Genomic DNA, 23,211 nt, shown 5'->3' on the forward strand with positions numbered 1-23,211 from the left:
GCCGTTGGGCGAACAAAGCGACTGGCTGATCATAGTGACTCAGATTGATTAAGTTTTGTATTGAGTGCTACAATACAGCACGTCGCGGCTTCAGAATAATTGAAAGATATTATAAAGGAGATAGCCTTCATGCGAGACGCCGTTACAAGCTTAATAAAAAATTACGACAGAACGGGTCGCTATTTGGATCGAGATGCCATCGATCAATTAAAGTCCTATTTTTCGACGGGCACGGCACGGGTGCAAGCGGCTGCGGTGATTAATAGCAACGCGGCTACTTTGGTCAAACAAGCGGGTTCTGCCTTGTTTAGCCAAGTTCCTGAGTTGATTCGTCCCGGTGGCTATGCTTACACCACACGTCGTTATGCAGCTTGTTTACGCGATATGGACTATTATCTGCGTTACGCTACCTATGCTCTGGTGGCCGGAGATATGGATGTTTTAGATGAACGGGTACTCCAAGGGTTACGGGAAACTTACAATTCCTTAAATGTTCCCGTTGGCCCAACTGTGATCGGCATCGGTATTCTCAAAGATTTAGTGGCTGAACAAGTTGCAGCCGCTGGACTGCCTACTGGAGATTATTTAGAACAACCTTTTGAGCATTTAATTCGGGAATTGGGTGAACAGGATATTTAATCCCCCACTCAATTTTTGTTTAAGGCGATTGCATTGGCTAACGCTCATTTCATTTTGTATTGGCTCACTTATGCCCATAACCCCTCCGATTAGATGAACTTCACGGGTTTGTCTGTTAGGGGTTTCTGGGCTAATGCCATTTTTATATCCCTAATATTTGACTGCGGCGGGAGGAAAATCTTCACTACACCGGAGCAGGTGTTAGGGTGGAATGGAATCCCGACGCATTAATCTTGAAACACAAATCCTTAAAAGTCTTCAACTCGACCCCACACGATACAGGTTTTCAAATGGTGTTGACTTCTATTCTCCTGAACATTGTCTGTGGTTATGAGTTCTACTTTGCCATTGGGATAAATAATATGAATCATTTCTCCACTTAAAATAGCAACGGTTGAGGGTTGGCTAGTTTCTTGATTAGCAAGGGGAAAAAAATTCAGGGTTTTCATGGATTAATCCTAGTAAATTTAATACAACCTCTAGCTTTCTCTATTAACCTCTGATTTTTTTGGGCAAACAGTGATATTTTGAGGGATTAATTAAGATAAATCTCAATTCCTGATGTGATAAGGATCATCGACTTCTACCGTAAAGTAGTACAGAAACTGAATCTCGATAACCGTTTCCTAATTCTCGGTTCCCTGCTCTATCGTTCCCAATTTTTGTGAAACAACGACTTGATACGTTATTAGTAGACCGCAATTTATGTGAGTCCCGCCAACAGGCTCAACGATTAATCCGGGCGGGAGAAGTTTTGGTGAATCGACAGGTCATTGATAAACCGGGAACTGAAATCAATACAGAAGCAGAGATTCAAGTGAAACAACGAGCCCCTTTTGTCTCCAGAGGCGGAGAAAAACTGGCTAAAGCTTTGGCAGAATTTAACATTAATGTGCGTGATCGCATTTGTCTCGATGGGGGGATTTCAACGGGAGGGTTTACCGATTGTTTATTAAAAGCAGGGGCAAAACAAGTTTATGGCGTTGATGTTGGCTATGGACAATGCGACTGGGGGATTAGAAATGATCCACGAGTGATTTTATTTGAACGCACGAATCTGCGCTATTTAACGCCTAGTCAATTGTACGGAGAGTTAACGATTGCAGCCGATACACCTTCAGAACAATATGCGGATTTTGCCGTTGTCGATGTATCCTTTATTTCCTTAACCAAAATTCTGCCTCCGTTATGGCAACTGTTAAAGCCGAATCGGGAAGTGGTACTGTTAGTAAAACCTCAATTTGAAGTAGGGAAAGAACGGGTGGGCAAAAAAGGCGTTGTCCGAGATTCTCAAGATCAAGCCCATGCTATCTTTCAAGTCGGTTGTGCTGCCCTAACGTTAGGCTGGCAATATCGAGGTTTAACTTGGTCGCCCATTCAAGGCCCAGCAGGGAATATTGAATATCTGTTATGGTTACACAGTGAAGGTCAACCCCTTCCTTCGGAAATAGCCATCGCCCAAATCACCCAATTAGCCCAGGCAACCCTAACGTCTTCCTCTACTCAACCTTAACCTCCTAAATTCGTTCGATGAATTTCTTCAAACTACTGAGGCGCATTACGGTTTATATCTTATGCGCTTTCATGTTTGTCTTTTGTGTCGTTGTCCTCGCAGGAGTGGCAATTGCAATTAAAGTTTTAGTCCTGAAACTCGCCCATAAATTTATTTACCCTATATTTATGTTTGGCGATTTACTTCGGGGTTTAGAAATTATTGATTTACTCAATATTTTGGTATTTGCCATTGTGGGGATGGGATTAGGATTAGCAACGGGTTTATTACCCACTTTTAATGCTCGCAAAATTAGTACATTTTTTCTAATTGTTTCAATCCCCCTGATTTTAGCGGTTCCTCAGATTGTGAAATACAATCTTTGGGTGGGGGATATTGCTCAGGATGATGATATTCCGGTTCCCCAAGCCCAAACCGTTGCAGATGACTTTTTAAAACGCAGAATTAATCGAGATGGAGTGTTTGGTTTCTATGTATATACGGGACAATTTCCTATGATTCCGACGCGACAAGTTCAGATGCAGGAATTGGAACGGTTAGAAAAACAAGTGAACTCTAAATTTGTTCGGGTGAGTGGGATTCCTCCGACTTTAATTACAGTGATTATGGGGGTTTGTTTTTGGGGGATTCGGATGTTTTATTTTGCGGTTGCTGTGATTACGGCGATTGCTCATTATCGAGAAGGATTGAGAATTGTCGCTAAGTAATCTTGGATTTATCTCCAGTAATTTCTCCCTTTCCAAAACAAACCAATTAAAATTCCCATAATCGTGGTTTGAGATGTACTTAATAAAAGAATGGGCGGGAAACTGGATTTATAAATAAATAAAGTTATTAATAAACAAAGGAAAAGTACCCATAAACACGTTGTATTGAGGAAAACTTTAGAGGGACGAATTTCGATGAGATAAATGACCAAAGCTCCTACCCCAACCCCCACACCGAATAAAATTAATAAGTCTAAGGGGGGAGCATATAAAATTTGGATCATTTTTCGCAAGGCTAGAGATTGAGTGATTCCCCAAATCATTAAAATTTCTGCGATCGCAACAATTAAATAAGTCAGAGCGACATTTTGTAATAAAGGTATCCAAGGTAAATTTTTAAAACGTTGTATAAATTTATTCATAGTGATTTTAATAAAAGATGTAACGGTTAACGAACTTGCCAAATTCAACTGATTTTAGCAAAGGATTAACAATCTCCCATTTTTGATTATATTAAACTCACGTTAGAATTTTGGATCAGGAACTTCAGAAGGTTCAGAACCCAGAATCTTAACCGCGAAGCAAACCCAAATCTAAAACCGATCAACTTGGAGCGGAAAAACCGATGGAACCATCATCAATTAACTGTGCAGAAGCTTGTGTCAATGGCTGTGTTTTAGGGGATAAATGTCCCAATCGTGACTATATCCCAGAAACTGAAAATTTTATCAGCAATACCTCCTTAGACCAAATCTTAGAAATGGCAGAGGAGGCTGTCCGCAAGAAAAGAATGCAGCCGCCCACCTGGGTTTTACCTGATTTTCCTGAATCATTTAAAGACTAATCAGCCCCAACAATTTAAAAGATAATCAGGGGAGTCAATGGCACTCTGATTCAATGGGTTGTTGAGATTGAATCTAGGGTGTAGGGTAAACGGGTATGGGAAATCTAGGACGATATTAAGCTGTTCCCAATTTCCTATTCCCTGCTAGAATCAGAAACCCGTTCAAGGGGGCCAAGGATTTGCCATTTTATCGGTGCTCACCTTTAAAGTTTAGGATATCTCCTAATTTGTGGCGTTTAATACACTCAAGGGCTTGGTTTCTCGACCAACTTACCCTATAGTAGTTTTGTTTCTGTGGTTTAAAGTTATAGAACCGTTATTCATCTACTTCCCCTATTAAAATGACAGTTAAGAATAATCTGGGGTCTACCCAAGGCAATTCTGATGCTGAAGGAAAAGCGAATCCCTGGTTGTCAGCAGATTCAGCCAATCCATTCCGTAGAAATGAACGAATAGTTAACCCTAATAATGATTCTAAAGATATGCCCCGCGAAGAATCTTGGAGTGGCGATATTATTCCCAGCAATGCTGCAAAGATCAAAGTAATTGGTGTGGGCGGCAGTGGCGGTAATGCTGTTAACCGAATGATTGACAGCCAGGTAACAGGTGTTGAGTTTTGGTCAGTGAATACCGATGCTCAAGCTTTAACTTTATCGAAAGCCCAAAAACGGTTACAAGTGGGTCAGAAATTAACTAGAGGCTTAGGGGCAGGTGGAAACCCCGCCATTGGTCAAAAAGCGGCGGAAGAATCACGGGATGAAATTCTTCATGCTTTGGAAGGGGCAGATTTAGTTTTTATTACTGCTGGCTTAGGAGGCGGAACCGGAACCGGGGGAGCCCCGATTGTGGCAGAAGTCGCGAAAGAAATTGGAGCCTTAACGGTTGGGGTCGTCACTCGTCCGTTTACCTTTGAAGGACGCCGACGGATTTCCCAAGCGGATGAGGGAATTGCCGCATTACAATCCCGTGTAGATACGTTAATTGTGATTCCGAATAATAAATTGTTATCGGTGATTAATGAACAAACCCCCGTGCAGGAAGCGTTTCGCTATGCGGATGATGTCTTACGTCAAGGGGTACAGGGAATCTCTGATATTATTACAATTCCGGGTTTAGTCAACGTGGATTTCGCCGACGTCCGGGCGGTGATGGCCGATGCCGGGTCGGCTTTATTAGGCATTGGCATTGGTTCGGGCAAATCACGGGCTAGAGAAGCGGCCGTTGCTGCGATCGCCTCTCCCTTGTTAGAATCCTCCATTGATGGGGCGAAGGGGGTTGTATTTAATATTACTGGCGGTACGGATTTAACCTTACATGAGGTGAATGCGGCTGCTGAAACGATTTATGAAGTGGTTGATCCTAATGCCAATATTATCTTTGGGGCTGTGATTGATGAACGGATGCAGGGAGAAGTAAAAATCACGGTAATTGCTACTGGGTTTTCAGGAGACAATAAACAAGCTATCCCCGTAACCCGTGAAGTTAATGTACAACGGGGGAATACCATTCCGGTGATTCCGGCTCCAGGGAACCCACCCCAACCCCAAACTCCCTCTAACCCAGCCCAACCCGGATTAGATATTCCTGATTTTCTCCGTCGGCGCAAACCCCCTACTCGTTAGACCCATCAGGGGAGCACCGGAAGCCGAACACTCGGCATTTGGTACTCTCCACTTGACAACAGCCCACACTCAGCAGTTAATCGTTAACCATTAAGGTTTAGTCAGGCTGTACCCTGGCAGTGGCAATTGTGGCGCATCTCTGCCTTAAGAAGGATATATTTTTAACTGTACAACAGAGTAAACTTGATGTAACTTCTCCATTAGAGCACTCCTTAACTATCGGTAAAGGACAAGGGTTCGTCGGGTATTTTTATCCGTTCTTTCATCTCTTTTAAATACTACAAATAAGAGCTAAAACAACGCCTAAAAATACCCCAATCAGTTAACCCATCCATCCATCTCGAATCGAAGCTTCTTTGCGCGAGTAATTATCGGCAAAAGCACGATGACGATGCACCACTTTTTGATCAAGATTAGGCGGTGTATTTTCCCAGGGTTCAGAGCGCGGTACATTTCTTTTGGGAGCCTCTTGTTTCTGAATCTCTTGATTAACCTCTGTGGCTTCTTCTGGAGATAAAGGAGTTGAATGTCGCAGCAAGTCTCTTTGTACCGCCGCGATCGCTTGTCGCACGGCGGTTTTGATCGAGGGGGAAAACTCTGCCTGTCCCCGTTTAAGTTGCTGCATCCAACCTTCTTTACTGGAAGCGTAAAGCGGCGGTAAACGATTGAGCGCGTAGGTTTCCACTTCAACCCGCTTAATATATTGGGAAAGTCGTGGCGGAAGAGAAGCTAATTGACGTTTGACTTCCTCAGCCACTAAGTCTTCCATTACGTTGTGATATCTACGGTTAGAACCTATAGCCATAGTATTGGTATTGACCGAGCCAGATTCAGTATTCAGTGTTGTCACGGTGATTCTCCTCTAGTTTCTAGTTTAACGATTTTGAAAGTCTGTGAGATCCTCCCGAAAAGATAGGAAATGACAGGGGACTTTATAACGGAAGGAGGAGAAAGGCATTCGGGAACAGTAACCGTTACCCCTGAACCGTAATTCGGTATAGGGGGCACATTCTGAGTCTTGCGAGGTTCTGACCTCAGCAGGTTTATGGGGTGCCGGAGTTTTGGGCTTGGGTGAGGGTGATTAAATCTTCAATCTGTTTAAGATTGGGATCACCGGCTAGGTAACTAATTCCTCGATGGAGGTGTAGGCGAAACTGGGTGGCGAGGGTTTCGGGATCGGTTCCTAAGTGATCATTATGGCAACGTTGCTTGAGGGCAAGGAGTAATAAATCACACATCTGACCCCCAAAGACTTGCCATGTCATTTCAACATTACTATCGCTAGGTATGGGAACTGGGGAAGGAATTGTTGACTCTGCTAGTGAACGACACAACGCCCAACGACACAGGATATTCCAATTCTCTATTTTGGTGACTCGCTTAAGTTTCGTCAGCTGCTCCTTCGCGGTTAGGGATAGGCGAATTCGCTCTAAGGGGGGTTCCATTGTGATTCACGAGACAATTCAGGAAATCCACAGATCTTAAATCTATATATAGAAAATTTTATACCGAAATACTGAAGAATTGTAATCTAGGTAGGGTATTTTTTTACAAAACCTTGATTTAAACTGAAGTTTTATGAAGCTTCTGTAAAGGAATATTGCAGACTCAACCTTATCTTCTTAAAAGAAATAACCAGGTTCAATGCGGGTTTGGCGTTGTGTTGGGTCGTATTTGAGTAAATACTCACGAGCGATGGCTTCTTGTTCGCGTAAACTGTTGACTTCCTTTTCGGCAATTTCCGTATCTGTTGAAAGTAAAATAACTTGATGGCTGGCTGCGGGAAAATACCGTTCAATTAAGTTTTGACGGTGGGAGGAGTCTAAACGGCCTAATGGGGTATCAATGGCAATGGGTAAATTGCGACCGGAAACCCTCGCTAACCCCCATAAAAAAGCGATCGCTAACAGTTGTTTTTCTCCGGCTGAAAGGCGGTGTTTCTCAACAGGTTGTCCTTGGGGATCATAGAGGGATAAACTAAAATCTTCCGTTTGGATAATAACTCGATGCACTAAGTCGGATTTATGTAATAAATAACGAAAACATTCTGTTACTTCTACTTCTAATTTATTTAGCTTTTTTAAAGTCAGTTTTTCTTTAAAAACCTTCAATGTACTTTGAACTTTAGCCACGCTATCAATAATATGATTAACATTTTTTCGATCAATAGTATTTTGACTATATTTTTCTAAGTCTTTTTTAGCTTTTTCATACTGAGCTTGACATTTTTTACACCGTTCTTCTGCCTCTTCAATAGCCGTTTCCAGTTTTGTGAATTCTGTTTGAGCTTGGGAGACGGTTTCTAACAGTTGTTCATAGACCTCTGGAGGGGCGGCAACGGCTAATTGTCTATCCAGACTTGAAATTGTGTCTTCAATACTTCTTAAGGCGTCTAAGCTATCCTGAGAGGATTGAATTTGACTCGGAAGTTGATGTTCTAAAACGGTTTTTAACTGCTGGAGAACTTTATCATCTAGCCCCAAAAAAAGGGTTTCTTGATTTTCGGAATTATCGGTTAATTTGTGATAATCATCTTCTAAATATAACTTAATATTTTCTAATTGGTTTGGGGTAATATTAAGCTGTTCTAAATATTGAAATAAACGTTGATCTCGTTCTTTAATAACATCTTGAGCCACTTTTGCTTTTTGCAAATTTAGCTCTTGTTCTCCTTGGTTTTTAGCTTGTAATAATAGAGGAGTAATTAACGCCAAAGGTAAATAATCTCCAGCTAATTCACAAAGATTATCTCGCTGTTGTTTAGCTTTCTCTCGTTCATGTTCTAACTGTTGTTCTAATTGACTCCGTTCTCCGGCAATTTTTCCACCTTCGAGTTTAAATTTTTCCTTAGCCGCATATAACCTTTTTTTAGCTATTCCTGCTTTTTCCTTCAAGTTTAATATGGATTTTTCAGCATTTTCCCATTCTGATTTATAGCGGTTTAACTTGTTTTCAATGGCTTCTAAATCCGCTAATTCCTTAGAGTCAGCTAATTGTTTACGTTTACGGTTCGCTAAAATATCTAAATCTATGGCTAACCGTTCTGCTAATTCTAACCCTAATAAAGATTGAATAGCCTGAACCACAACGTTAGGGGGTGTGTCTAAATCTGCTAATTCTTTAACTTGTTCGCCATCAAATAAAAATAAATTAGAAATGCCAATGGGAAAAAAATCTTCTATCCGTTCATCCCAGGTTTCTAACCAAGCGGAGTCCGGCCAATCATCAATTAAGATTCCTAAAATATCTTTACCATTTTTCGGGTTTTTTGTCCAGCGACGTTTGACCCGAAATTGAACTTGCATATTTTGAACGATATGTTCAAATAACAATTCGACACTGGTTTCTTCATGGGGTAGGGTATGTTTATTAACGGCTTGTTTGAGAAAGTCAGGATAACTTAAACTTCCCCGTGTTGAACATTGAGCCCGTTGTCCATAAAGTGCCAGTCGCATCGCATCCATTAAGGTTGTTTTTCCACCCCCATTCATACCACCGAATAACACAATAGGGCTAATAACATTATCATTAATTTGAGGACGTAAATCAATGACTTGTTTCCCTCGATAGGGGCCAAAGTTTTCGACTGTTAATTCTAGGAAAATCATAATTAAAATAAGGATATGTGGAACAGGCATCTTGCCTGTTAATCTTAAGAAGGGTTTTGAAATTTCAAAGTTGCCCAACTTAACTGTTGAGGAGGGTCGGCTTTTTTGCCCTCAACAGCTTGCTTAACTTGTTCAACACTTCCGGTTTTTGCGGCTTCTTTTAAATTGCGTTCATAATGAGCATTCTCAATAGCATCCTGTTGCGGTCGAGAACTGGTTTCAAAACAGCGTTCTAAATCATCATAAATTCCCGTCCGTCTTGCCATTGTTTTATACTGACGTTCAGTATCCATTAATTTTGCCATTAGTTCCATATACATCCCATCCCCTTCACTGAGTTCTTCTAAAATTTGCCATTCATCTCCACCCAGAACATGATTTCCCGCACCGATACGGGGGTCTTCAAAGGGTTCTCCCATAATTTCCTCATAAATTTTGGGTAAACTATCATCAAATTCGTGTTTTTCCTCTAACCATATTCGCCGAATTTCGCTCAATTCTCCTATTGTAATTAAGGTAATATCTCGATATTCTTCCGGTGCTGTTTGTCTAATTTGTTGTTGTGCTTCTAATACCCGTCTTAACCAATGTTCTCGCCATTTTTTGGTATATGGCCCCGGTATAGGTTCAACAGATATTTCCCCATCAACATTTCGTTCAAAGAGTTGAACAGTTCCAACAAGTCGCCTAAAATCTCGTTTATCTCGATCATTTTGGATATCTAATTCTAAACGCAGATCCACAAGAGGTTGTAACCATTCTTTTTCTTGATCATTTTGTATCATTGCAGTTAATGATTTATCACTATCCACCAAAGTACAAACCCAACAGCCAAACCGAGAGCTTCCACAGCTAGGAGTAGAGGTATCGACAACAAGAGGGCATTCATTATCTGCTGTTGCGCCTCGATACATCGCAAATAATTCTTTATTATCCAGACCCCAAGGATTTTCCCATTGCATTAAATACATCCAAACTTCGTCAGTTCGCCAACTTTCAATAGGCGTATAAAGTAGAGAACTAGGTAAATGAGGATGAGGACAAAGATGATCACGAACTCGTTTTGTTTCCCGTTTAGCCATGATCATTGCACGGTTAGAACTTTCTGTTTTGCGTGTTCCTAAAATTACAATAGCTTCACCATTTGACCGTACAACATCACGAATAAAACGGTTAGAAGGATCAATTTTTAAGCGTCCAGTACACCATCTAAACCGATGACGAGGTGCAGGATAACCTTTCCCTATTAAACCTGCCCAATAAGTTTGTGTTACTTCAGGTGTTAACAAATGAGGTTCAATAGGAAGATTATTTGTCTGAGCTACTAATTTCATTCTATTTAAAGAATTATTCACCCAAGCAGAGACAATAGGGTTTTCTACTAAAGTATCTGTACTAATAACATAAATCTTCTTATTGAGCTTTTCAGGAGGAAGTGTTGCGATCGCATTCCAAATCAGTTGTAAACTAGCTGTGCTGTCTTTACCTCCAGAATAGCCAATAACCCAAGGAATTTGATCTAAACAATATAAATCTTTAATTTCCTGAGTCAGACTTTCAAGATCATTGACAAATTCATCAATATTTCGAGATGGGAATAAGGATATTTGTTGTTCAATAGCCATGCTGCGATCACCCTAATACAGTTTTAAAGATGTTGTTTCGATGCCACTGAATAGCATCAAGCCTTGGATAAAATTTTTCCATGTTGGGTAAAAATAAAGAATCTCCATTAAAATCTTTCATGGGTCTAGCATGAGGTGATATTTCTTGTAAATCTTCTGCAACAATAATTTTATAATTATTATCTATTGTAAACCAACCTCGATCAAATGCCCAATGATGATTTTTACAAAATGAAATTCCATTATCAATTTTATTGTCATAAAATAAAGACATCGGTTTTATATGTGCTCCATCTACAATAGTTTGATTAATAGAACGAATTACTTTCAACCCACAAAACGCGCATTTATAATCATAAATATGAATAATGGATTTCCTAAAAAAAGCATCTCTCATAACTGATTTATAAATTCTGATTTTTTTTTCAATTAATTGATCTAACTGTGTTAGCTCTTGTTCGGCTTCAGTTTGTAAATTTTGATTTACTCCTAAAATATCTTCTAATTCTTTTTGGGTATCAGAAAACCAAACTGATATTAAAGTATCTACTAATTCTTTTCGGGTTTCTCCATTTTTGATAAGTTCAAATAATTGCTCATCTAACTTAGCATATTCTACCGCTTGTTTCAATTTATTAATACTCTTAGGTTGAAACCCATCAAAATCAGGCTTTAACTTCAAGTGCCAAAAATTTTCCCGTTTCAAGTGAAAAAAAGGATAGTGTAACCCTCCTGAATATCCTTCATTTCCCAAAAATTGCCAATGCTTTTTGAAGGTATTAATTAATTCATCTGATACTGTAATTTCGTTTTTCTCAATAATACCTTGTGTGATCAGATCAATAACAGATAACAACAAGATAGGTTTATAAGGAGCATCACCTCGTTGACGAATTTTATTAACCCTTAATTCCGAAAAGCGTTTACAATAGTCTCCAAGAGTTTGCCTGTTGTTAGGTTGTTGTGTACTGTCCATATTTTCCTCCTAACCGAAATTTAGATATACTCCAGTTCTTTTAATTTCGGTAAGATAGCCTTTTGGGTAAACTTTTTTTAAAAACCCACTGTTTGCCTTATCAGCTTATCTTGCACTCATGAAACCTGCAACTCCTTCCGATCTGATCGCAACAATTTGTAATCCTGGGACTGAGATCTCCCAATTTTTGGACATCTACCTGAACCAAAGTGATCGCCTTTTTGTCCAAAAAACCCAAATGGCCGGAACCGAAACCTTTATCAGTGCTGTTACCCTAGAATGGATAGCCGCAAAAGTCGGTTTTGCCTCCCAACTCCCCTTATTTCAACCTCATTTAGACTCAACAGTTAACGTCAAACGCGACGCTGAAACCGTTGATGAGATTTTCCAACGTCCCCTCGACTGGTCACGTCAAGCAACCTTAACCCAATATCTTACTAACCATAAAGACCATAAATTTCCTGCGGTGTTAGTTGTCCTTAGTCCCGCCTGGGTCGATGACCCCAAAGCCACTCAATGGGGTAAACACGGACGGGCCACCGAGTCCGCCATCGAATTTCTCCCCCTCGACAGCCAAGGAAAACTGGGACTATTGCAGATGTCGAGTGATGTCTCTGTGTTTGCTTTGGATGGACAACACCGCTTAATGGGGATACAAGGTCTGATGCAACTCCTACGGACAGGACACTTGCAACCCTACACTAAACAGAAAAAACCCATCGGGGATGCTATTACTGTTAAAGAACTTAGCCAAAAATTCGGTATCACTCCCCAACAGTTACAACAGTTATCCCAAGAAACCATCGGAGTTGAATTTATTCCCGCAGTGGTGAAGGGAGAAACTCGCGCCGAAGCCAGACACAGGGTAAGGTCTATTTTTGTTCACGTTAACTTAATGGCCGTCAAACTTAGTAAAGGACAGTTGGCGCTATTAGATGAAGATGATGGGTTTTCTATTGTTACTCGTCAGGTGGCCGTTTCCCATGCTTTATTTTGCGATAAACCCGGACGCAACCCTAGAATTAATTGGGATAGTGCCACAGTCGCCTCTAAGTCAACGGTCTTAACCACCCTGCAAGCATTAACCGATATGGGTCAACGGTATTTAACCCCCAAATTTCCCCACTGGAAAGCTGCAAAATCTGGGTTAATTCCCCTGCGACCCACCGAAGCTGAATTAGAAGCAGGTATTGAGGAGTTAAAACAATTCTTTGATGGCATGGCGAGTTTACCCAGTTATCAAAAGTTAGAACAAGGTTGGGAAACTCCAGCTTTGCGTCGGTTTAGCTTTGAGAAACCCGGAGGAGAGGGAAATTTACTGTTTCGTCCTGTGGGTCAAGTCGCCGTAGCAGTCGCGTTGGGGGTGTTGGTGTTTTATCAACAACGGTCGGTAACAGAGATTTTTGAGAAATTGCAAAGTTTTGATGGGTCTGGGGGGTTTAGTGGCATGGAATATCCTGACTCGCTCTGGTATGGGGTATTATATGACCCAAATAAGCGCCGAGTGAGGGTAGCCGGAAAAGAGTTGGCGGCGAAGTTACTCATTTATTTATTAGGGGGAATGCAGCAACCGATGGAATGCGCTGAGTTACGCAAAGCCTTAGCAGATGCTAGGACGTTTGAGAATAAAGCCGTGAGTTTTGAAGGTCAATTTGTCAAACCCAGAGAAGTCGGTTTACCCGAAATTTTGTAGCGGTTTTCTGTGAAAAAATTTTGTTTGTTGGGGGAGGGGTTGACAAAACCCCCGGCACAAGAGACAATGTTGTAAGGGGGAGTTCGTGTATATACTTGATTAATTAGTCAATTATTGTTTAACGAACAGTCAAACACCCCAAATCAATTTTTGTTAACTGACCTCCCCTTAATTTCCCCTATCTTATAATAGGGACGACACACACATCAGTGTCAACTTAACGCCAAAAGCCTTGAAATAAATTTCAGGCTAAAAGCTAAAACCCGTTAAAACGGGTTAATAAAGAATGATCTTAGTCATCTAAAGATGACTTCAGCTTTTAGCCCGAACTTTAGTTCAGGGCATTAATCATCGAAGTTGACCCTACTCTGAATTTGATTTTCAGCCCTTGAGATAACAGTTAATAGGAGTCAACTAACTATTATTCATCAGACTCAATCTTTCCAAGAATACGACCTAACTCACTCTTTTCATTCACCGCAATTCGAGTCGGAGAACCACTAATAATCCGTTCATAATCTCGGAAAGAATCAGTAATCAGAGGGCCGTGATCACTAATCGTATATTCTCGAATGCCTTTATCATGCCAAGAACCCCTCATCTTAAACACGTTTAAGGCACGGGACATTTCCCCTCGAATTTCCACATATTGCAACATCAAAATCGTATCGGTAATCGTTGAAATATGGGAATCCGTAATCGAATGGGAACCCATAAATTGATCCGTTGTATTCGTGAAAAATCCTGTAATTTCCTCCTGTTTAGCATAACCCGTTACCCCAATCACAAATTGACGAAAAGCGTTATTACTCACCCCTCGTGCTAAAGCTGATAACGAATCAATCGCAATTCGAGCGGGTTTAAACTCAGAAATTTCCGATTTAATAATTTGTAAATGATCTTCTAATCCCGCAGATTCAGGATAACTACATAAAATTTTCAGTAATCCTTTTCGTTCCATTTCTTCAAAATCAATCCCCCAAGAACTCGCATTTCTAAATAACTGAGCACGAGATTCTTCATAGGCAAATAACATGGCTCGTTGACCATTTTTACAGGCATCCTGTAGGAAAATACTGACTAATAACGTTTTACCCGTTCCCGTTGCTCCCGTTGCCAAAATAATCGAATCTTTGAAGAACCCACCGCCACACATGAGATCGAGGGTAGGATTTCCAGAAGAAACCCGGGCATTGGACGAACGTTGAGTGAGGCGCATCGCCCCCAGAGGAAAGATCCCAATCCCATTATTGGTAATCGTAAAGGGATATTCCCCCTTCATGTGGGTTGTACCCCGCAATTTGAGAATTTCCGCCGTGCGTCGCCGTCGTTCTCCCTCTAAAACGTTCCGAAAGATGACGACATTATCGGAAACAAATTCTTCCACCCCAAATCGCGCCACCGGGCCATATTCTGCCTCTCGTTCCGTTGTCATAATCGTGGTAGCTCCCACCTGTTTCAATCGCGCTACCAGGCGGAAAATCTCTCGTCTGACCACTCCTGCGGCTTCATATTGTTGGAAAACGGCCGTTACCGAGTCAATCGAAACCCGTCGAGCTTTATATTTACGAATAGCATATTGAATCCGCTCAATTAAAGCTGATAGGTCAAAATTTCCTACAATATCTTGCCCCTCTGGGTCAGGAGAAGCATCTAAAATAAATAACTTTCCTTCATCAATAAATTGTTGGAGATCCCATCCAAAACTAGAAGCATTTTTAATAATATCTGTAGGTGATTCTTCAAACGTGACGAAGATCCCAGGTTCATCAAAATAGGTAATTCCATTGTAGAGAAACTGAACCGCAAACAAGGTTTTTCCGGTTCCTGATGTCCCGCTCACTAACGTCGTTCTAGCAATAGGCATTCCGCCATGACTAATATCATCAAAACCTTCAATCATGGTGCGGATTTTCTGCACCCCTATCAGTTTACGTCCATTGCTTTTGGTTTCCTGAGAACTTTCACTCATAATTTTTATCTTAAAGAATATGGCTCTGATCGATGAACCTGTGAGACTTTTGCTACATTTACCACAAAATCTGGAACAGTAGGGGATCAAGTCATCATTCTCAACCAAGAGTTCCCAGCAGTTGGTAAGGGTGGATCAGAATTGACGGACATCAGTAATCTATTTTACCTTGTCCTTACCCTCCAAAATCGATTTCAAGTCCAGATTTACTCATCCATCAGTTCTTCATAGAGAAGATCGAGTCCAATTAAAACTTTTTCTCGATCCGAGAGATCACCAATTATTTTCCGCACCGGAGGAGGCAAGATTTTAGACAGGGTAGGAGTCGCTAAAATTTTATCTTCCTCTGCCAGTTGTGGATTTTTGAGAACGTCAATGACTTTTAAGGCATAAACCCCTTGAAATTCCTGTTCTAAGATGTCTTTAAGGGTTTTCAATGCTCGGACTGAGTTGGGAGTATTCCCCGCCACATAGAGTTTGAGGACATAGGTTTTTTTAAGAGGACTCATAAATGTTGATTGGCCGGTGTTAGATGGGGTAGGAAAAACTTATTTTATCGTTAAAGATGAAGGTTCAATTACTATTTCTAGGAATCTCTAGGAATTGATCGGCGATACATTTCACATAAATGGGCAATGGTGTCAATTAAAGTTAATCGGTAATCTAATAAAACATCTTCGCTTCTTCCTTCTAATTTAAGCTGTTTAGAAAAATTATCCATCAACTCCATGTGAATTTCCACAATTCGGGTGACAGGAACATCAGCAAAAAAAGCCAAATTTACATATTCATCAATTTTATTATTCAAACTTTGATCGGCTGAAAAATAACTGAGAACGATTTGGCGATATTTGGTTTTAAGTTGATCGATAAATTCCTGCCGTTCGGCCGGGGCCATATTACGAATAAAATTTTGGGGGCTTCTTTTATAGTACACACCCAGGTATCCTAAACGCTCATGGAGTTTACTGACCAGGCGACGTTGTTGACGAATGATAAAATTCGTTAGCTCTGTCGGTGCGTCACCACTGGCAGATTGTTCGGTGAGGCGAGTTGTAATCGCATTGGTAATAAATTGACTAATCGCTTTATCAATATAAGCGGGAATCTGATTGAGTTGATTGTCCCCGATTCGTACCTCGGTACAGTGGTAGAAATAGGGTGAGGATTCTCCCGGTAATGAAGTTTCATCTGAAGAATCTGATAGGGTCGTTAAACGCTCTATCAGTTGGGGTTGTGCTGTGATAATCACCGCAGGTACAGAAATAGACTGATTGTGGAGATATTGGCTCAGAGCCAGCAAATCGGAATTATCCTCAAGAACGATACAATCGAGTTGCTGTCTTTCTTGAGCCATGAATTGGAGAAAGGCTTCAACAGACTGAATCTGCACTGCCGTATAACTATCATTCTGTAAATGGGACATGACAATATTAGCCAGTCTCACAGTCGGCACAAAAACACCGATGGATAGCTGTGGACGCCACACAGTTGGGGAGGTTGGGACTAAGTTTTCACCGAACAAATCAGTCAGAGCCAATTGCTCCATTACTAAGATTGTTTAATCCTATATAATAGTATTTAATCACGAATTGTAACTATTTTTTAACGATTCCCTAGAAAAATCCTACTTCTAAGATCAAGAAACGGTTTTAACCTCCCCGTGAGTCAAAGGTTGATAAAATTTAGCCGCGAGGGGTTTAATCCGAGTTAAAGCTAAATTTTCTGTAACATGAGCAACAGTTTTCATTCCCACTAAAGCCGTCAATAATCGGGGACAGGAACGAGTAAACTGAAGGGCCTTTAGGGTCGGGGTTAAGGAAGTCTGATGGAGTCCCTCTTGCAGGGCATCTGGAATGTGACCAATGGCTTTTGTTTGGCCAAGGGAGGCACTAGAAATCACCGATAATCCTAAACGATGGGCAGCCTCTAAAGTCGGAAGCCATGTCCGCTTAACGTGCTGAGTGGGTTGAACCAAAGCCTCTAGCATTGTTGCATTAATCGGTAACTGAATAAACTTGAAATGATCCTGGCCTTCGGAGGTGACTTGACTTGCTAATGCTTTAGCCTTGGCTAAATCCAAATAGTTGAATGCGGTGGGTGGCACTCGCAGACCGTCCCAAGTGGCTAACCCATAGGCACTAATTTTTCCTTGGCTGACGGCTTTTTCTAATACTTCAAAGGCAAGTTGGAGACGGTGATAAAAAATTTCTGGGGAAACTTCCGAAAGTTGCATTTCTGGGTTATGGAGATAATAAATATCAATGGTTTCTAACCCTAAATTATCTAAACTTCGTTCGAGTTGATCCCAAATATATTCGGGGTGTAAACAGTGGCATTCGGCAACTAAATCCTGGGGTTCAATGGAAAATTTACTACTTTCAATATATCGAGAATAAAACCAACTAATGCGCTCATCATCAGGAATAAACCCTCCTTTTGTACAAATTACTAATTCATCCCTGGATATAGTTTCATCCCGGATTAAAGCCAATAACGCATCACTAACACTCCATTCAGCGTGCATATAGCGATAATTAATTGCCGTATCAATCAAGTTAATTCCATTTTCAACCGACTCGATAATGGCATCCGTGACGAGATCATCTGTATGAGAGTCCGGCGCACCTAAATAAGTGCCAATCCCAATCGAACTAACAACCCAATCATTAGCTTGTCGAAAATGAGTTGCTACACAGTCTTGCTGATGTCGTTCTCGATATCTTTGGGTTCCTGCCAAAGTCGCTTTACCTGAAATTTTCATACGGTATCTAGGTTTAATAAAAGCTTGAAAATTGGGTTATACTCTCTATTTTAAACGTTTCCTTTCGGTCTTCTCGTTTTATTACTATTTTGTTACTCATCAATATAAAATCCTCCAATTCAGCACCCATCCCTTGTAAGCAGGTGAAACCTGAATCAACAAACACCCCAAACCCAAAACCTCAATTCTTAATTCTTAATTCTTAATTCCCCCTATCCTCGTCAGTACAAGAGATGATGGAAGATCAAGGGCGATTCCAAATGCCCCTGTCGTTAGTAGAGAAGGTTGTTTCTATGCCATCCTTGAGATATGCCTATTTTCCCGGCTGTGTTGCCCAAGGAGCTTGTCGGGAACTGTATCAGTCTACGCAAGTCCTCGCCCAAACTTTAGGCATTGAACTCATTGAACTGAAAAAGGCATCCTGCTGTGGTTCGGGAACATTCAAAGAAGATTCTCGGCTCTTAGAGGATACCGTCAATGCCCGTAATATTGCTTTAGCAGAAGAATTAAATTTACCTTTACTGACCCATTGCAGTACCTGTCAAGGGGTGATTGGTCACGTTGATGAACGGTTAAAGGAATTTCAAACTACAGATCCGGCTTATATTGAAAAGGTGAATGGATTACTCAGCAAAGAGGGATGCTCCCCCTATCAGGGGACAACGGAAGTTAAACACCTGCTTTGGGCCTTAGTCGCCGATTATGGTTTAGCCGAAATTCAACAAAAAGTCAAACGCAGACTGTCCGGTTTGAAGTGTGCTGCCTTTTATGGCTGTTACCTCTTACGCGCTCAAACCCATCTCCCCTATGATGACCCCCATCAACCAGAATCGATGGAAAATCTGTTTCGGGCGGTCGGGGCGACTCCCGTTTATTATCGGGGTAGAACCCAATGTTGCGGTTGGCCTTTGTCGAGTTACGCCACAGAATCAGCTTTTCAAATGGCCGGAAACCAAATTCAAGATGCCATTGACAACGGTGCAGATTGTTTGGTCACACCTTGTCCCCTCTGTCATCTTAATTTAGATTCCCGCCAACCGGAAGTGGAAAAAGTCATCGGTCGTCCCTTGGGTTTACCCGTTCTCCATCTTCCCCAATTAGTGGCCCTGGCCCTGGGTATCGACCCTAAACAACTGGGTTTAGACCGCCATGTTGTCTCTACCCAGTCGGTTTTAGAGAAAATTCGGTGAGGGCTATTTCCCGTTGAGGGTCAAGGGTCAAGGGCCAATAGTCAACCAAAGTATTACATTGTTTAAAGTTTTATCGCCTTATGTGTATTGGACGTGAAACACTGGGGTATTGTGATGGAATATATGGGATGATTCCGCTCATAGAAAAATAGCCACGATGGTTTTACCAAAGTGGGTACTAGCTGGTTGGCATCGTCTTTAGGAGTAAAACTCTTTTAAGAATCCCTCGAATTTAATTCGCAGGAGTGTCAAGTTAAGCTGGACTTCTAACCTGTATTCAGGGCAGAACTTGTAACATTTTGATATCTACTGGAGAAATCATTCAATGTCTCATTCAGTCAAAATTTACGATACCTGTATCGGCTGTACCCAATGCGTTCGCGCTTGTCCCACTGACGTCCTTGAGATGGTTCCTTGGGATGGCTGCAAAGCGGGTCAGGTTGCTTCTTCTCCCCGCACCGAAGACTGTGTAGGTTGCAAACGGTGTGAAACAGCTTGTCCGACAGACTTTTTAAGTATTCGGGTTTATCTCGGTGCTGAAACAACTCGTAGCATGGGTCTAGCTTACTAAACTCTGCCCAAAACCGGGTGTTTTTATCAATTCCAACTCCTGACTTCCACTGGGAAGATTACAAGGAGTTCAATCTTCACAGAGGGCGGAATTTACCCCCTCTTTTTTTATGATTAAGGGAACAGGGAACAGGGAACAGGGAAAATACTTCTGGCTGTTTTATGTCCGGTTTAAATTATGACCCTCTATTTAAAATTGTTATAGATTTTATAGAAATTTTATTGATAGCTCGGAGATATTATGAATTCTAATTCTAGTTTAGATGCAATTGCTCGTTTTTTTAACTTTCAAGAACTCCAGACTAATTTTAGGATTGAAATTTTAGCCGGAGTCACAACTTTTGTGACCATGGCTTATATTTTAGTCGTTAATCCTGCTATTTTATCTAATGCTATTTTTCTCCAAACCTCCGGGGATTTATTCGGAGAGTTAGTCATCGCAACGGCTTTGGCTTCTGCTTTAGCAACGTTAGTTATGGGGTTATATGCTAAATATCCCTTTGCATTAGCACCCGGAATGGGATTAAACGCCTATTTTGCCTTTTCGGTGGTGTTAGGATTAAGTATTCCTTGGCGAGTTGCCTTAGCTGCTATTTTAATTGAAGGCTTAATTTTTATTGCCTTAACTCTGAGTCGATTTAGAACTCAAATGATCACTGCTATTCCTGAAGGCATTAAACACGCCGTCGCCGCCGGAATTGGTTTATTTATTGCCTATATTGCTTTAACAGGTGCAAAAATTATTGTCACGGATGCAGCCACAACTACAACATTAGGAAACTTAAACGACCCGACTGTATTAATTACAATTGCTGGAATTTTGATAACAGCGGCTTTAATGGCTCGTCGAGTTACGGGAGCTTTATTATTAGGAATTTTAGCCACAGCCGGGTTAGGATGGATTTTAGGAATCGCCCCCTGGCCTAAAGGAATTATCGGTTTACCTCAATTACCCGTTGATTTATTCGGTCAAGGAATTATGGGGTTAAAAGAAGTCTTACAAGTGAATTTTTTACAGATTTTTACAGTTACTTTTGTCTTTTTCTTTGTGGATTTATTTGATACGGTGGGAACCCTAACGGGATTAGGAATGAAAGCAGGTTATATTAACGAACAGGGAGAATTTCCGCGTGTTACAGAAGCCTTTATGGCGGATGCGGTGGGAACAACAACGGGGGCAATTTTTGGCACTTCTACGGTCACAACTTATATTGAATCTGCATCGGGAATTTCTGAAGGCGGAAGAAGTGGATTAACGGCTGTGGTTGTAGCTATTTTATTCACAATTTCAATATTTTTTATTCCTCTATTATCCGCAATTCCCAGCTTTGCAACGGCACCGACTTTAATTATTGTGGGAGTGTTAATGATGGGAAGTGTACGATATATTCATTGGGATGATCCCGCAGAATCAATTCCGGCATTTTTAACAATTTTTATAATGCCCTTAAGTTATTCAATTGCAGACGGTTTAGGAGTTGGTTTAATTACTTATCCCATAATGAAATCCTTTCAAGGGAAGTTCCATGAAACTAATATTGCCATGTGGGTTTTAGCGGTTATTTTTATGTTAAAGTTTGTTTTTGTGGGGAAATAAGCAGGGGATATGAGGTTAAAGTTTTATCTGTCACAATTTCAACCAAATACTTAAACCCCAAACTGATAACTGATAACTGATAACTGATTTTCAAGATTTCTCCCCAATATATTTTAATTTCCATAAACAACCCGACATAAAATTAGTGAAAATATGGGCAATAATCGGAACCAATAAATTACCAGTTGCGATCGCACTATACCCTAACAAAAACCCGACAATGATTGCCCAAATGACATAGGGCCATTGTTGAGAACCGCTAAAATGGAGAACCCCAAAAGCAATACTTGAAACCACTAAAGCCAGGGGCGTTAATCCTAAATCCGATAACATTACCCCTCGGAATAATAATTCCTCACTGAGTCCGGGTAATAAACCTAACCAAATTAAATCCGGCCATAATAAAGGACTGAGGACTAATTTTAAATAAGTATTCGCACTGCGACTATAAGCCGGCCAGATGCGATACATGACAAAACTGGCAATTGTAATGATTAACCCGACACCTAAACCCCACCCTAAACTAAGTCCAGAAAAAGTCACAGGTAAAAGGGTCACATGACTCAAATGTAACCAAGCTTTAGCGATCGCTAATAAGACAATAGCCGTTCCCCCCATCGCCACTAAAACTTGAGTTCGGGTTAAGGGTTCGAGTTCAAAATTGTTCGGTGTTTGTTGTTCTACCACAAGCTATAAAAATTAAGAGTATTTCAGTTCGTTTAGGGATAATAAATGGGGACGCAAGGCATTCGGATCAACTCCCGCTTTATGCGCCACTAAAATTCCTAAAGCCTCTAAATAAGAGTTTACCTGCACGGCTTGAATTCCTAACCGTTCTGGGGTGACTTGCATTCGGGTTTTATTTTCCCCAACGGTAATAATTTGAGTAGAGACGCGCCATGGCGCGTCTCTTGGTGCGTTTCTTGGCGCGTCTCTTGGTGCGTTTCTTGGCGCGTCTCTTGGTGCGTTTCTTGGTGCGTTTCTTGGTGCGTTTCTTGGCACATCTCTACGGCTCAAACTCAGGATAGCAGACCCTCCACAAGCTGTTGCGGGAACCACCACCGCATCCACTTGATCCGCCCAAATTGTCCCAGAAGTAGCAGAAGTTACGAACTGGGGTGCCCGACTCAACCCCACTAATACACAGGGGAGAAAGGTATATCCCAGTTCCTCCGCCGCCGAACGAGGAGATAACTCAGGATCAAGGGGAAGGGGAGAAAGGGCTGGAGCATGGGCACAGGGAATTTGAAAGGTGCGGACAATTAAATGGCTGATCACCGCTTCTGCTCCCGCCAAGGGATCAACGCCCTGTCCATGACGATAAGCTTCTAAAACACTACTATTTTCAGCTTCAGGAAAACGGGCGACAACAGCAATGGCCTCGGCTTTGGCTTCTGTAATTAACCGCTCTGCGGCTCGTAATAAACTGTCCGGGTTGCCAATAGTTCCCCAGGAAGCCCCGGACTCAGAGGTTCTCAGTTCCACGTTTAGGGGCGCATCGGTAATTACATAGTCTGTTAAGCTTAAGCCTAACGTTGCTCTAGCTGCGTCAGCCACTTGTAAATGTCTGAGCCGTAATTCCGGTTCAATGGCTTGATCTAAAAGTAACCCAACTCGGTTTTGATGAACCGTTTGGAGTCCCCACGTTCCCGCCGCAAATTGATCTAAAGCATACCCTTCTACATACAAAGTATTGGACATAGGCCAATACAGTTGAGCACCATTGAGAACGTTGGGATGGGTAATTAAAGTATCTGCAACTTGAGCGATCGCCCTCGCAACGGGTAAACCATCCCCTGCATACCCTCCAATGGCCGCACCGATGCCTGTTGGGATGATTAAAATAACGGTATAAGGACGAGGCATGATCAGATGTTGTAGGGTTTAGGAT

22 protein-coding genes are annotated in these 23,211 nt (G+C 41.4%); 9 read left to right on the forward strand and 13 right to left on the reverse strand.

Going from position 1 to position 23,211, the window contains the following annotated elements:
• Positions 1-129 precede the first annotated feature (129 nt).
• Complete coding sequence (gene apcB, locus PL9214_RS01290) at positions 130-639, forward strand: allophycocyanin subunit beta (RefSeq protein WP_072717051.1); 510 nt, start codon at positions 130-132, stop codon at positions 637-639.
• A gap of 248 nt (positions 640-887) precedes the next feature.
• On the opposite strand, the gene PL9214_RS01295 is transcribed toward apcB, so the two are convergent.
• Positions 888-1,088, reverse strand: coding sequence for a hypothetical protein (locus PL9214_RS01295; RefSeq protein WP_072717052.1), 201 nt, complete (start codon positions 1,086-1,088; stop codon positions 888-890).
• 215 nt (positions 1,089-1,303) lie between these two features.
• On the opposite strand from PL9214_RS01295, the gene PL9214_RS01300 reads away from it, so the two are divergent.
• Both PL9214_RS01300 and PL9214_RS01305 read left to right on the forward strand, forming a co-directional pair.
• Complete coding sequence (locus tag PL9214_RS01300) at positions 1,304-2,152, forward strand: TlyA family RNA methyltransferase (protein ID WP_072717053.1); 849 nt, start codon at positions 1,304-1,306, stop codon at positions 2,150-2,152.
• A gap of 71 nt (positions 2,153-2,223) precedes the next feature.
• A complete protein-coding gene (locus PL9214_RS01305) occupies positions 2,224-2,859 on the forward strand; it encodes a hypothetical protein (RefSeq protein WP_245824133.1) in 636 nt (211 codons plus the stop codon).
• A gap of 8 nt (positions 2,860-2,867) precedes the next feature.
• Here the strand turns inward: PL9214_RS01305 and PL9214_RS01310 are convergent, their stop codons facing one another.
• Complete coding sequence (locus tag PL9214_RS01310) at positions 2,868-3,281, reverse strand: hypothetical protein (protein ID WP_072717286.1); 414 nt, start codon at positions 3,279-3,281, stop codon at positions 2,868-2,870.
• A gap of 203 nt (positions 3,282-3,484) precedes the next feature.
• On the opposite strand from PL9214_RS01310, the gene PL9214_RS01315 reads away from it, so the two are divergent.
• Positions 3,485-3,703: a hypothetical protein gene (locus PL9214_RS01315; RefSeq protein ID WP_072717055.1), complete on the forward strand. Its 219-nt coding sequence runs from the start codon at positions 3,485-3,487 to the stop codon at positions 3,701-3,703.
• 341 nt (positions 3,704-4,044) lie between these two features.
• On the forward strand, positions 4,045-5,325 hold the full coding sequence (gene ftsZ, locus PL9214_RS01320) for a cell division protein FtsZ (RefSeq protein ID WP_072717056.1): 1,281 nt from the start codon (positions 4,045-4,047) through the stop codon (positions 5,323-5,325).
• 322 nt (positions 5,326-5,647) lie between these two features.
• Here ftsZ and PL9214_RS01325 read toward each other — a convergent pair whose 3' ends face one another.
• The 5 genes from PL9214_RS01325 to PL9214_RS01345 form a co-directional block, all read right to left on the reverse strand.
• Positions 5,648-6,175 carry a late competence development ComFB family protein gene (locus PL9214_RS01325; RefSeq protein WP_245824135.1) on the reverse strand — a complete coding sequence of 176 codons (528 nt, stop codon included), beginning with the start codon at positions 6,173-6,175 and terminating at the stop codon, positions 5,648-5,650.
• A gap of 193 nt (positions 6,176-6,368) precedes the next feature.
• Complete coding sequence (gene dndE, locus PL9214_RS01330; RefSeq protein ID WP_072717058.1) at positions 6,369-6,770, reverse strand: DNA sulfur modification protein DndE; 402 nt, start codon at positions 6,768-6,770, stop codon at positions 6,369-6,371.
• 177 nt (positions 6,771-6,947) lie between these two features.
• The gene (dndD, locus tag PL9214_RS01335) at positions 6,948-8,933 is read right to left on the reverse strand and encodes a DNA sulfur modification protein DndD (RefSeq protein WP_072717287.1); all 1,986 of its coding nucleotides are present in this window, start codon (positions 8,931-8,933) and stop codon (positions 6,948-6,950) included.
• Between the two features lie 44 nt (positions 8,934-8,977).
• Complete coding sequence (dndC, locus tag PL9214_RS01340; protein WP_072717059.1) at positions 8,978-10,558, reverse strand: DNA phosphorothioation system sulfurtransferase DndC; 1,581 nt, start codon at positions 10,556-10,558, stop codon at positions 8,978-8,980.
• 7 nt (positions 10,559-10,565) lie between these two features.
• Positions 10,566-11,534, reverse strand: a complete 969-nt coding sequence (locus PL9214_RS01345; RefSeq protein ID WP_072717060.1) for an HNH endonuclease — start codon at positions 11,532-11,534, stop codon at positions 10,566-10,568.
• Positions 11,535-11,652: 118 nt separating this feature from the next.
• Here PL9214_RS01345 and PL9214_RS01350 point away from each other — a divergent pair, with 118 nt between their 5' ends.
• Positions 11,653-13,227, forward strand: a complete 1,575-nt coding sequence (locus PL9214_RS01350; protein WP_072717061.1) for a DGQHR domain-containing protein — start codon at positions 11,653-11,655, stop codon at positions 13,225-13,227.
• Between the two features lie 421 nt (positions 13,228-13,648).
• Here PL9214_RS01350 and kaiC read toward each other — a convergent pair whose 3' ends face one another.
• The 4 genes from kaiC to PL9214_RS01370 all read right to left on the reverse strand — a co-directional run bounded on the left by kaiC (position 13,649) and on the right by PL9214_RS01370 (position 17,963).
• Positions 13,649-15,199 carry a circadian clock protein KaiC gene (gene kaiC / locus PL9214_RS01355; RefSeq protein ID WP_072717062.1) on the reverse strand — a complete coding sequence of 517 codons (1,551 nt, stop codon included), beginning with the start codon at positions 15,197-15,199 and terminating at the stop codon, positions 13,649-13,651.
• 206 nt (positions 15,200-15,405) lie between these two features.
• On the reverse strand, positions 15,406-15,708 hold the full coding sequence (gene kaiB / locus PL9214_RS01360; RefSeq protein WP_072717063.1) for a circadian clock protein KaiB: 303 nt from the start codon (positions 15,706-15,708) through the stop codon (positions 15,406-15,408).
• Positions 15,709-15,785: 77 nt separating this feature from the next.
• On the reverse strand, positions 15,786-16,688 hold the full coding sequence (locus tag PL9214_RS01365) for a circadian clock protein KaiA (protein WP_367400302.1): 903 nt from the start codon (positions 16,686-16,688) through the stop codon (positions 15,786-15,788).
• 150 nt (positions 16,689-16,838) lie between these two features.
• The gene (locus tag PL9214_RS01370; RefSeq protein WP_072717064.1) at positions 16,839-17,963 is read right to left on the reverse strand and encodes an aldo/keto reductase; all 1,125 of its coding nucleotides are present in this window, start codon (positions 17,961-17,963) and stop codon (positions 16,839-16,841) included.
• Between the two features lie 293 nt (positions 17,964-18,256).
• Between PL9214_RS01370 and PL9214_RS01375 the strand changes: the two genes are divergently transcribed.
• The 3 genes from PL9214_RS01375 (at position 18,257) to PL9214_RS01385 (ending at position 21,320) form a co-directional block, all read left to right on the forward strand.
• Positions 18,257-19,153, forward strand: a complete 897-nt coding sequence (locus PL9214_RS01375) for a CoB--CoM heterodisulfide reductase iron-sulfur subunit B family protein (RefSeq protein ID WP_072717289.1) — start codon at positions 18,257-18,259, stop codon at positions 19,151-19,153.
• Positions 19,154-19,478: 325 nt separating this feature from the next.
• Positions 19,479-19,724 carry a photosystem I iron-sulfur center protein PsaC gene (gene psaC, locus PL9214_RS01380; protein WP_072717065.1) on the forward strand — a complete coding sequence of 82 codons (246 nt, stop codon included), beginning with the start codon at positions 19,479-19,481 and terminating at the stop codon, positions 19,722-19,724.
• 240 nt (positions 19,725-19,964) lie between these two features.
• Positions 19,965-21,320, forward strand: coding sequence for an NCS2 family permease (locus PL9214_RS01385; RefSeq protein WP_072717066.1), 1,356 nt, complete (start codon positions 19,965-19,967; stop codon positions 21,318-21,320).
• 90 nt (positions 21,321-21,410) lie between these two features.
• On the opposite strand, the gene PL9214_RS01390 is transcribed toward PL9214_RS01385, so the two are convergent.
• Positions 21,411-22,007 (reverse strand): CPBP family intramembrane glutamic endopeptidase, encoded by a 597-nt coding sequence (locus PL9214_RS01390; protein WP_072717067.1) that lies wholly within the window; start codon positions 22,005-22,007, stop codon positions 21,411-21,413.
• 12 nt (positions 22,008-22,019) lie between these two features.
• Positions 22,020-23,186: a DUF3326 domain-containing protein gene (locus tag PL9214_RS01395; RefSeq protein ID WP_367400303.1), complete on the reverse strand. Its 1,167-nt coding sequence runs from the start codon at positions 23,184-23,186 to the stop codon at positions 22,020-22,022.
• Positions 23,187-23,211: the final 25 nt, after the last annotated feature.

The sequence above is a fragment of the Planktothrix tepida PCC 9214 genome (genome assembly GCF_900009145.1).
GTDB classification, from domain to species: domain Bacteria; phylum Cyanobacteriota; class Cyanobacteriia; order Cyanobacteriales; family Microcoleaceae; genus Planktothrix; species Planktothrix tepida.